Origin of the sequence: Microcoleus sp. ARI1-B5, from assembly GCF_036705795.1 — a bacterium.
GTDB lineage: Bacteria > Cyanobacteriota > Cyanobacteriia > Cyanobacteriales > Microcoleaceae > Microcoleus.
In genome coordinates, this window is record NZ_JAUBVK010000059.1 from 1 (window position 1) to 10,928 (window position 10,928).

The following is a 10,928-nucleotide window of genomic DNA, read 5'->3' on the forward strand; positions in this document are numbered from 1 at the left end:
GTCAACTGTCAACTGTCAACTGTCAACTGTCAACTGTCAACTGTCAACTGTCAACTGTCAACTGTCAACTGTCAACTTACCGCTGTGTCAGAGCCAGTCTGTGCCGGAGTTGAGTCCGCTCCAAACGATTCAGGATGCGAGCAATCAATTCCGGTTCCACGATCGGCTTATTCACGTAGTCGTCAGCACCCGCGACAAACATTTGACGCACAGTTTCCGACTCGGAATGAGCCGTCAAAAATAGCACCGGGAGCTTGCTCCAGCGCAAATCGTTCCGCACCGCCAAACACAGCTCGATACCGCTGTAACCGGGCATCTCCACATCTAAAATTAGCAAATCCGGACAAGTAGTTTCGAGTACCTCCCAGAACTTTTCGGGCTCATCCAATGTTGTTACTTGCAATCCCCAAGGTTGTAGAATCATTCTCAGTGCAGCCAATAGATGCACGTCATCATCTACCACCATAACTTTGGCTTCAGCAGGGCCAGTCTGGTCGAGAACTTGGGCAACTGCTTTGAGTATATCTGCTGGGGGGATAGATTTGTGTAAAAAGCCCGAAGCTCCCAAACGAGCAACTTCTATTCGATCGCTCAATTGATTGTGCCCGCTAAAAACCATCACCGGAATATCTGGTTTTGCAGTGCGCAGTTCGGCTAGGAGAGTAAGTCCGTTTTCCAGAATTCTGGAAAAGGTCAAATCCAGCAAAATCGCGTCGGGAGGCTGTTGAGAAATCGCAATTCTTGCCGCTTGCGGAGAGTTGGCGACTTCTATCTCGAAGCCGGAACCGGATGCTGCTGTTTTTAGTCGATCGCTCTGCAAAGTATCATCATCAACGATCAGCATTCGGCGCTGTTGGGAAACCTCAGCCTCCAGCTCGCTTGCAGGTTCCGGCGGGCGATCGAAGATTTGTTTGAGCAAATCCAGAAATTCCTCAATCTTCTCGGCAGTTCCCGGTTCCAAGACGTTTTGGGCCTTGAACAAATTTTCGATCTTGCGCGCAACTTCCGAACCTTTCGGCAGCCCTAAAGTGCCCAAAGAACCGACTAATTTGTGAGCTTGCTCCTGGGCTTTCCGCCGCAGTTCGTTGTCCAAGGTTCCGGTTTTCAGTTGGGCGATCGCGCGATCGAATATCGCCACCTTTTCGATAAAATTAGCTCTTAACTTGCCCCGAATTTCAGCAACCACACTCAGGACTTTGAGGCGGCGCTCGTCATTGTTTAATTCCCGGTTCGGCCCGCTGGATTCTGCAGATAAAGTCTCTTGACTTTTAGCCGTTTCTGCTGTTTCCCTGGCAACTTTTTGGCTCTCCATATCCTCCGGCAGACTTTTGAGCCGGTAGCCCAATCCGTACACGGTTTCCACTAAATCTACAGTCATCCCCGCTGCTTTCAGCTTCTGCCGCAGCCCCTTGATGTGAGCGGTAACGGCTTCTTCCTGAGGAAATTCGCCGGCCGACCAAATGCGATCGAGGATGGCGCTGCGGCTGAAAATGCGCCGGGGATTTCTCAGGAAAAGTTCCAGCAGATTGTACTCTTTGGGAGTCAAATGCAGAACTTTTTCGGCATAAGTTACTTCCGTAGTGTCCGGGTTAAGTTGCAGTTTTTCCCAGGTCAAAATTGTACTCGACAAAGTTGCCTTTCCCCGGCGCAGCAAAGCCCGAATTCTAGCAATTAATTCTTCGAGATTAAAGGGTTTGACCACATAATCGTCTGCACCCGCTTCTAAACCTTGGACTCGATCGCTGCTGCTGTCTAGCGCTGTCAGCAGTAAAATCGGCATTTGGCAGCCGGACGATCGCAGTTCCCGACACAAACTAATGCCGTCGAGTTTAGGAATCAGCACATCCAAAACAATCAGGTCGTAATCGTAGGCCTGCGCCAACTGCAAGGCTGTTTCACCGTCTGCTGCCGTATTCACATTGTAATTGTGAGAGTTCAGCGCTTGGGCGAGCAAATTGATGGTAATTGTGTCATCTTCTACTAGCAGAATTTTCATAATCATAACCTATTATTTAAGCAATTTTTGTGATTTGTGAATCGGATTTTTGGGAGTTAAATAGCCTTCCGAAAGTGTCAACTTAAGTCTGAAGTTCTTTGTATCTCTCGTCGATCGCAAGCCTCTCGATCCCCCTCGCATACCCCCTACTCGACCCCTACTCCCCGGATAGTTGGGGAGTAGGGGTTGACGCAAGAACACTCCTGTCCCCCCCCGACTATCCGGGGCAATCCCCCCTGAAAAGCCCGAATTCGGGGGGATATGTCTAATCGTCAAACAGTAGATCGGTAATACATAAGACGTTAAGTTGACACCTATGTTAAATAGCCTTTCCCAACTGTTATTTTGAATTTTCTCACCTCACTAAAACAAATAGTATTCTGGAATTTATTAAATTATAAATTAATATTTTGATGGTGATTTTTCCCCTTGCGAAAGGTTTGAGCGGATTCCCCCTGAGATTTTAGGGCTTTTTGGACTTCAGCGCTTGCTGAATTTTTTGGATCAGATATTGCGATGAATCTTGCTGCTTAACTATGTCTTCCAACTCGGAAACCGCGACTTCAGCGTCTTCTATCTCTTTAACTAAAGAATGAGCAGTAACACTTTTTTTGAGTGCCAAAGGTTGTGTAATAGCGGTCAGTGAGTTGAAATCTTTTTCCGCTATTAATTCCTCCAACTCTAACAAAGCCATTTCCGCGCGATCGATCTTGATGGTCACCGATTTAGCCACATTAGCACCCGCTCTTGCTGCCTCCGTGAGTTCGTGAACGCGAAGTTTAAACCGACTGGCAATTTGCTCCATTTGAGTTCCCAATTCAAACGTTTTACTTGCCAGCCTGCCAATTTCCTGACTCACTTGGCTCAGGCCGCTGGGCTGATTTCCCATTTGATTGGTAACTACAGCCACCTGTACCGCTAAATGCCTGACTTGTTCGATCGCCTCCCGGATGGTTCGGGAAGTGCGGTTAACCGTTTCTAGATCGTTAGCTATTGCTTTGCCAACGCCCAAAATTTTATCTGTATTGTTGCAAATAGAATTAGCACCTTGAAAAGTAGCTTGAAATGCTTGGCGACCTTCCGAGGAAATCAGCTTCGCAATTCTCACAAATTTCTGATTCATTTGAGCTATTTCTTCAGCTTGTTTTACCAAGGCCACTTCCTGGTTTTTGGGAGTTTTTGGGAGTTTTTGGGCTTGAAGCTGTTGGGATTTTAACAGCTCGTTGCACGCATTAAATTTCGCTTGTTCTTCTTGAATAATTCCCAGATAGTTCTGTCTTTCGGCTCTGTATTTTTGAATAATTTTGTTAGCTTGAGCTAAAATTTTAGACTGGGCAATCATCAGAGTCTGAACGTCCAAAAGGCGGAAACTATGGTTTTCCCTTACCACAATAATTGGTTCATAAATCAAATCTTTATGCCTGTTGAGAGACGCTTGCACGGCATCCTCAACTTTCCAGTTTGCCTCCATGAGCAAAGGCGGAATTCTGATAAAATCTAACAAGGCTCGAATCGGGTGCTGCCCGTAAATTTCTACGCGCTCTGGAAGACTCATTTGCTCTCGAAATTTGACGCGAGAAATCATGCCCAATACCTGTGATTCGTGAGTAATAATCACTCCCGGCAGGTCTGGTTCTTGCTCGAATCTTTGGGCCACTACCTGTCCTGGAGTTGCAGCACTCACTTGGAAGTGGTGACACGGCAGATGTCCGATCGTGAAATCGGGGGTTAGTTGAGTTGGATTGCTCATTTACCCGGATAGTGTTAAGTAGAAGTTAACAAATTATATATTGATATTATACTGGATTAAGATAGTTTAAAGTAATAACAACTATAGGGAGAAATCAGCTCTCTGGCTCCTGAGCCTGAAGAGAGCCTGCCTTCTGACTGCTTTCATCTCAAGTCTGCTTCGTAAAACCGCTCCAAACTTACTTTAAGCTACTTAAAAGCCTAAAAGATAAGTGGTGTTAACTGACAACGCTATTGGGTAGACGGCTCATCCCCAGATAAGTAGGCACGATCGCCCGATCGCCCGCGTGTTCTTAAGTAAAGATTACACTGCGTGTTATCTTTAGTCAACTTACCTAAAGTATATAAGTATAGGCAAGTAAGGATAACTATTTGCTACTTAAGTCTTGCTCTTGAAGCGGCCGCGCCTGCTGCGCCCCGGGTTCCGTCCCCAAAACAGGGGCATTCATATTTCGTTCTTTAAAATAACCGGGAAAATACCTAGATTGAAACCAAAAACCTTAAATCGGACTTTGCCACTAGCAACCTTTGAGGCTGCTTACCAGTTGTTACAGCAAATGGCTGAACAACCCGGGGCGATTTGGCTCGCCGATGATGCGATCGCGGATTCTGAAAATGGGGAAAACTCGTCCCAAAGGTTTGCAGCAGTGGTATCAGATCGGTTTAGCGCGCTGTTGCGGGGCAAGCTATTAGATGAGGGAGCAACAAACAAACGCCAACACAGCGAAAAACATCTCACTTCGCAATTAAATGTCGAGTTGACTTTCGATCCCGGGGCGATCGCCAATTTCCTCTCTCCCCTCGCAGACAAACTCGCAAAAATAACGCCCGCACCGAAGAGGCAAATTGACATTCGCGCCCTCAAACAAGCAATTAAAAATCTACAGCCAAACTCGGCAGTTATGCAAAGCGAATTCACCCTAAATTTGCTGGATATTCTCGCTACCGATACCAGCAAAAACAGTCGCCCGCCCCTACACACCCAAACAGAAATAGAGGGAAGTTCCGCACCCAAACCGATCGCTCCAGAAATGCTACAGCAGCAGATTGCCGAAGCCGTCAATCACTTACAAATTGCCAGTCCCTGCATTTCATTCTGTCAGCCAGTGGAAGATGCTTTGCAGCAGCAGCTCGCACAAGAGCGACTTTTGAATCAGGTGACAACTCAAATTCGCCAGAGTTTGGAATTGCCTGTAATTTTGTCAAAAGCAGTTTCGAGAGTGCGAGAGTTTTTGGAGGTCGATCGCCTGTTAATTTATCAATTTGAAAAAGTGCCAGCGCCGCACAATCGCGAGTTAGGTGAACAAATACCTGCGGCGGTTTCTCACTCGGGCGAAGTCAAAGAAAATTCCGGTTCTTACTTGTATTTAGGCCGCGTCACCTACGAAGCTTTAGCCAGCGATGCTATCTCGTCTGTACTGAATTTTAGTGAAGGCGCCCACTGTTTTCCCGAGGGAGTCATTGACCGAGAAAAATACCGCAAAGGTTTAGCTTTGTCCGTCGCAGATGTGGAAACAACTTACTCTTCGCAGCCTTGTTTTTTAGAGTTGATGCGGCAGGCGTTGGTGCGGGCAAAGTTGCTAGTGCCGATCGTAGTTCAAGACGAATTGTGGGGGCTGCTAATCGCCCACCAGTGTACTGTTCGGGAGTGGGAAGAAAGCAAAAAAACATTTTTGCGGCAAATAGCAGAACATTTGGCGATCGCCATTTACCAAGCCGAACTTTATGCAGAAGTCCAGCAGCAAAAGTGCACCTCAGAACAGCGCGTCATAGAGCGCACGCGAGAACTGCGCGATGCACTGGTCGCCGCCCAGTCTGCCAGCCTCGCCAAAAGCGAATTCTTGGCAGCTATGAGCCACGAATTGCGGACTCCCCTCACCTGCGTCATCGGCATTTCCGACACGCTGCTGCGGTGGTCTTACGGCCAAGTTGGCACCAAAGAAGTGCCGATACAAAAACAGCGGCAGTACCTGCAAACTATCCGGGACAGCGGCGACCACTTATTAGAATTAATTAACGATATTTTAGATTTATCGCAAGTAGAAGCGGGAAAAGCAGTATTAAAAATTAGTGAATTTTCAATTTCTAAATTAGCTTCTCAGAGCCTGCACGCCCTCAAAGAAAAAGCACTGGCTAAAGGCGTGGAACTAATGCAAGAACAGCGAATTAAACAAGAGTGCGATCGCTTCACCGCAGACCCCCGCCGCTTGAGACAAATTCTCTTCAATCTCTTAGGAAATGCAATTAAATTTACTCCCGAAGGCGGGCGAGTCGTCCTGCGAGTTTGGGTAACAGAAGATAAAAATCGCACGCCGGCAGTGCGGCAGCCCGGTACTGCACCCCCCGGTAGCACCGCTGTTTTTCAAATCAAAGATACCGGCATTGGAATTCCCGAAGATCAGCGATCGCTCTTGTTTCAAAAATTCCAGCAGTTGGATTCTCCCTACCGCCGCGAATACGGCGGCACCGGTCTGGGATTGGCATTAACTAAACAGTTAGTAGAGCTTCACGGCGGGGCGATCGAAGTCAACTCTACAGTTGATGTCGGCTCTACTTTTACAGTTTCTATACCAATCCAAACTAAAAGCAAAGATGAGTCCACAAAATTTAAATATGAAAAATCGAATTCTTCTTTACCGCTGCACTCTTCTTCTTTGCGCGGCAGCATCGTCCTCGTCGAAGAAGATGAAGAAACTGCCATGCTGATTTGCGATATCCTGACAGCAGCAGGACTGCAAGTGGTGTGGATGATTGAAGGTTCGGCCGCAGTAGAACAAATTGAACTTTTGCAACCGAATGCTGTGATTGTCGATATGCGTTTGCCCGGTATGAATGGCGGCGAAATAATTCAACAACTTCGCCAAAAACCAGCTACGGAAAATCTCAAAATTCTGGCTTTAAGCGCTAAGGAAATTCCCGCCGATGAAATATCTTTTGTGACGGCGGGAGCTAACGATTGTTTGGCTAAACCGATTCACCCTCAGCATTTGCTTGACAAAATTATTTGTTTAATGGCCGGGATTGGTAATGGGTAATTGGGCTCTAGCGTTGCTCCGGGATGGGGCATGGGGCTCTAGCGTTGCTCCGGGATGGGGCATGGGGCTCTAGCGTTGCTCCGGGATGGGGCATGGGCCAAACAGGGAAGAAGGCCCGCGCAGGGCATTGGGCATTTAATATAATTGAGTTTTTGAGGTAATTATGGGAAGACCTGATTTTGAGGAATTAGAGGTTTATAAGTTGGCGGAAAGTTTGGCGAATCAGATTTGGGAGATTGTTAAAAAATGGGATTACTTCACAAAAGATACGATGGGCAAACAGATCGTTCGGTCTGCTGATAGTGTCTGTGCTAATATTGCTGAAGGAAGAGGTCGTTATAATGACCAAGATAATCGGCGTTTTGTAAAAATTGCGAGAGGCTCTTTGTACGAAACAGTAAACTGGTTAAGATTAGCCTATGCTAGACAACTGATCGCAAGCGAAGAAGTCAGCAAATTTAAACCAATTGTCGATAAATTACTACCAAAACTTAACGCTTATTTGAGTGCAATAGGGCACAGGGAATAAATTACAAAAAAAGCCCGATGCCCGATGCCCTCTTTGCCCGATGCCCAATTCCCCATCCCCCATTCCCCATCCCCCATTCCCCATGATTAACTGTCAAATTCCTACAGGATTAATTGTTTCTTGTCAAGCACCTGCTGATTCGCCGCTGCACGATCCGATCGTCATTGCGGCAATGGCTCGAACCGCTGTCAATCGAGGAGCCTCGGGCGTGCGGATTGACACTCCGGCTCACATTGCGGCGGTGCGAAAACAGGTATCGGCTCCCATAATTGGGATTTGGAAGCAGCAATTGCCGGGATGCGAGATTTACATTACTCCTCGGTTTGAAGACGCGCGGGCGATCGCACTTGCAGGAGCCGATATTATCGCCATTGACGCGACTGAGCGAAACCGCCCTCCCGGCGAAGACTTAAAAACGTTAATCGCGCGAATTCACAGCGAATTGGGCAAATTAGTGATGGCGGATGTAGATACCATAGAAGCTGCCATCGCGGCGGCCCAAGCTGGTGCAGATACTGTCGCAACTACTCTTTTTGGCTACACTCCCCAAACGGAAAATTTCTCGCCGCCCGGATTTGATTTGCTTGCGGAAATGGTAGAAAAGCTTAAGGTTCCCGTTATCTGCGAAGGCGGGATTGCTGGGCCGTCCATGGCTAAAAAAGCATTGGATTTAGGAGCGGCGGCCGTTGTTGTCGGTGGAGATATTACTGGAATTGATATTAAAGTGACAGCCTATGCGTCGGTGATTGGGAAGTAAGCAGGAAGTTCGGCAACGGATTTTTTAACGGATTTAACGGATGGAATAAGGCACTTCGGCAACGGTTTTTTTAACGGATTTAACGGAGGGAATAAGGCACTTCGGCAACAGATTTTTTAACGGATTTAACGGAGGGAAAAAGCAAGTTCGGCAACGGATTTTTTAACGGATTTAACGGATGTAAGGGATAAGGAATTAGATAAAATGGGGCGATTAAAATCGCTTTTAGGCAAACGAAACGCGCCGGCTAGGCTGGGAAATATCGGGCGATTTTCATCGCCAGATATTAGGGGTAGTTGCTTACAGAAGCGCGCCGTTGATAAAGCTGCTAACTGCGGCTAAGGCGATCGCCCCCAGTACCGCGCTCCAAAGACCCATCCGCAAGCGAAATCCTTCAACTAGCTTCGCAGCAGAGGCAAAAACAATCACGTTCATTACAAAAGCAAACGCGCCGGATAGCAATCCCAGCGTCAGCAGGTTCGGTACCAAAAAAACTGCTTTCAGAATTGGCAAAATTAAAACATTCAAAATTCCCAAAACGGCAGCGGAAATTACTGCTTTCGGTGTACTGTCAATTTCTACGCCGATCGGCAGTTGAGAAATTAGCAGCAAGCTGCTGCCCGTCACCAGCCAAGCAATCAAAAAATCGATCGGTTCCACAGCGCCTGTACCTCCTTAACAGTTGAATTGTCACAAAAACCTGATATTTAAGATCAACCTTAATCAAACAATCCGGCTGATTCCTCTGCCAACCGGCAGAATTTATGTCTGTTACTAAAGAGTGAGAAGTTATAATCGCTGTATTCTCCGCCAAATAATCCGGATGGGAACCGTCTCTACCTGTTAGTTGAATAAAAAGAGCAGATTAATTAATATGGCTGGCGATTTTTCTTTTAACTCTCAAGTCCGATTCGACAAAAATGGCTTGGACAATGCTGCACGCCAACGCAGTCGATCGCTCCAAGTCATGGTTTTTATGCTGATAGTCACTACCATGGTGGCGATGCCGATCTTTCGTCTAGCCGAATTGCAACTCGTACAGGGAGCCTACAACCGCCAGCGGGCGGAAAATAACCGCATTCGCCCTGTCTCAGTCGCAGCGACTCGCGGTCAAATTTTAGACCGCAACGGCAAAATTTTTGCGGCCAACCGCGTATCGCGATCGGTGTATTTGTGGCCAAAAGAGCGATCGGCCTTGGAGTGGCAAGAAGTCGCCGCTACACTGAGCCCGATCGTCAAAGTTCCCGCCGCCGAAATTGTCAAAAAAATCGATGCAGCAGGCTACAAATCAGCCCTACCAGTGCGAATTAGTAAGGATATCGATGTCGCTACTTTCGTCGCTTTGGGAGAACAAAGTAATACTTTGCGCGGAGTTGAAATTCGCGCCGAATCGAGCCGAGACAATCCCAACCAGCAATTAGCAGCTCACCTTTTGGGATACGTCGGCGAAGCTAGTTTAGATCAATTAAAAGCCAATCCTGCATATCCGATGGGCATGATCGTCGGTCAGATGGGAGTTGAAAAATTAGCTAATCCAACTTTAGAAGGCGTTTGGGGAAACCGTTTAATTGAGGTGAATGCTAAGGGCGAGGAAATCCAAGATTTAGGTGTAAAAGATCCTATTCCCGGCAAACCGGTGCAGCTAACTTTAGATTTAGATATGCAGAAAACTGCGGAAAAAGCTTTGGGCGATCGCCTGGGTGCCGTTGTGGCGATCGACGTGAAAACCGGAGCGCTTTTAACAATGGCTAGTTGGCCGACCTTTGACCCCAATATTTTCACCCGCAAGGTGACTCAAAAAGAATGGGAGCGGCTGCAAGGGCCAGAAAAACCCTTTTTAAATCGCGCTGTTCAAGGCTATCCAGTCGGCAGCACTTTTAAAATTGTAACTTCTGTCGCCGGGATGGAGTCGGGCAAGTTTTCTCCTGACTCGACTTTAGTATCATCTTCTTCAATTTCGATCGGCGGCATTTCTTTCAACGAACACGGCGCCGGTTACGGTGTCATCGGTTTCCGCGATGCTTTAGCCTTCAGCAGCAATACGTTTTTCTATCAAGTAGGCATGGCTGCCGGGCCGGAACAAATGTCGAAATGGGCGTCTAAAATGGGCATTGGCGGCACGATTAATTTAGATCTTTTGGGGATAGACGGCGCCAATCACGGTCAAGTTCCGACGCCGGCCACTAAAAAGAAAATGTACAAGGAAGATTGGTATGTGGGCGATACCGTCACAATGGCGATCGGTCAAGGTTTGGTACTTTGCACGCCCCTAGAATTAGCAGTGATGGTATCAACAATTGCTAACGGCGGTTCGCGAGTGCAGCCGCATTTGTTGGCTTCTCAAACCAATACACCCCTCACTAAAAAAATCCCAACAGGGATTAAACCTTCTACTTTAAAGGTCATTAAAGAAGGATTGATTGACGTGGTGAAAAAGGGTACAGGCCGCGCTATGAATGACGGTACTATTCCTTTAAGTGCTGGTAAGACAGGGACTGTGGAAATGCCCGGTCATGCTGACAATTCGATGTATGTGGGCTTTGCTCCCGCTGACAAGCCGGAAGTTGCGATCGCAGTTATAGTTGAAGGCGGCGGATTTGGTGCTGTATCGGCCGCACCAATTGCTCACGAGGTATTTAAAACCTATTTTCAAAAGCAAGGTTTTAAACCGACGAATAAGCCTTTCTAGTCATGACTTATATTATGTCCTGTCAATTACCCGTCATAAAAACGTTTGATCGTTCGGAATGCGAGTCCGCATCCATCTGAGGACTAAAGTCCTCACGGTTAGAGTCGATAGGGGCATTTCTACCCCTACCTCTCCTTCAGAACGGAACGTGAAACTTTCGCCTCATTCCGCTC

General features: G+C 47.3%; 7 protein-coding genes. 4 read left to right on the forward strand and 3 right to left on the reverse strand.

The genetic code is table 11. The features are described from left to right. Positions 1-76 precede the first annotated feature (76 nt). Together QUB63_RS34530 and QUB63_RS34535 are read right to left on the reverse strand one after the other, a co-directional pair. Positions 77-1,996: a response regulator gene (locus QUB63_RS34530; protein ID WP_332949899.1), complete on the reverse strand. Its 1,920-nt coding sequence runs from the start codon at positions 1,994-1,996 to the stop codon at positions 77-79. 463 nt (positions 1,997-2,459) lie between these two features. Further along, entirely contained in the window at positions 2,460-3,746 is a 1,287-nt protein-coding gene (locus tag QUB63_RS34535; RefSeq protein WP_332949901.1) for a chemotaxis protein, read from the reverse strand. A 484-nt stretch (positions 3,747-4,230) separates the two neighbouring features. Here QUB63_RS34535 and QUB63_RS34540 point away from each other — a divergent pair, with 484 nt between their 5' ends. The 3 genes from QUB63_RS34540 (at position 4,231) to QUB63_RS34550 (ending at position 8,066) form a co-directional block, all read left to right on the forward strand. Then, on the forward strand, positions 4,231-6,780 hold the full coding sequence (locus QUB63_RS34540) for a hybrid sensor histidine kinase/response regulator (RefSeq protein ID WP_332949902.1): 2,550 nt from the start codon (positions 4,231-4,233) through the stop codon (positions 6,778-6,780). A 163-nt stretch (positions 6,781-6,943) separates the two neighbouring features. Further along, positions 6,944-7,309, forward strand: coding sequence for a four helix bundle protein (locus QUB63_RS34545; RefSeq protein WP_332949903.1), 366 nt, complete (start codon positions 6,944-6,946; stop codon positions 7,307-7,309). An 82-nt stretch (positions 7,310-7,391) separates the two neighbouring features. After that, positions 7,392-8,066 (forward strand): N-acetylmannosamine-6-phosphate 2-epimerase, encoded by a 675-nt coding sequence (locus QUB63_RS34550; protein WP_332949904.1) that lies wholly within the window; start codon positions 7,392-7,394, stop codon positions 8,064-8,066. A gap of 300 nt (positions 8,067-8,366) precedes the next feature. On the opposite strand, the gene QUB63_RS34555 is transcribed toward QUB63_RS34550, so the two are convergent. Further along, positions 8,367-8,726 (reverse strand): phage holin family protein, encoded by a 360-nt coding sequence (locus QUB63_RS34555; protein WP_332949906.1) that lies wholly within the window; start codon positions 8,724-8,726, stop codon positions 8,367-8,369. A 214-nt stretch (positions 8,727-8,940) separates the two neighbouring features. Here QUB63_RS34555 and mrdA point away from each other — a divergent pair, with 214 nt between their 5' ends. Further along, positions 8,941-10,755, forward strand: coding sequence for a penicillin-binding protein 2 (gene mrdA / locus QUB63_RS34560; protein ID WP_332949907.1), 1,815 nt, complete (start codon positions 8,941-8,943; stop codon positions 10,753-10,755). The last annotated feature ends 173 nt before the right edge of the window (positions 10,756-10,928 follow it).

Excerpts from the sequence above, each read along its gene's own strand:
- QUB63_RS34530 (WP_332949899.1), bottom strand. The coding sequence starts at position 1,996 with ATGAAAATTCTGCTAGTAGAAGATGACACAATTACCATCAATTTGCTC.
- QUB63_RS34535 (WP_332949901.1), bottom strand. The coding sequence starts at position 3,746 with ATGAGCAATCCAACTCAACTAACCCCCGATTTCACGATCGGACATCTG.
- QUB63_RS34545 (WP_332949903.1), top strand. The coding sequence starts at position 6,944 with ATGGGAAGACCTGATTTTGAGGAATTAGAGGTTTATAAGTTGGCGGAA.
- QUB63_RS34550 (WP_332949904.1), top strand. The coding sequence starts at position 7,392 with ATGATTAACTGTCAAATTCCTACAGGATTAATTGTTTCTTGTCAAGCA.
- mrdA (WP_332949907.1), top strand. The coding sequence starts at position 8,941 with ATGGCTGGCGATTTTTCTTTTAACTCTCAAGTCCGATTCGACAAAAAT.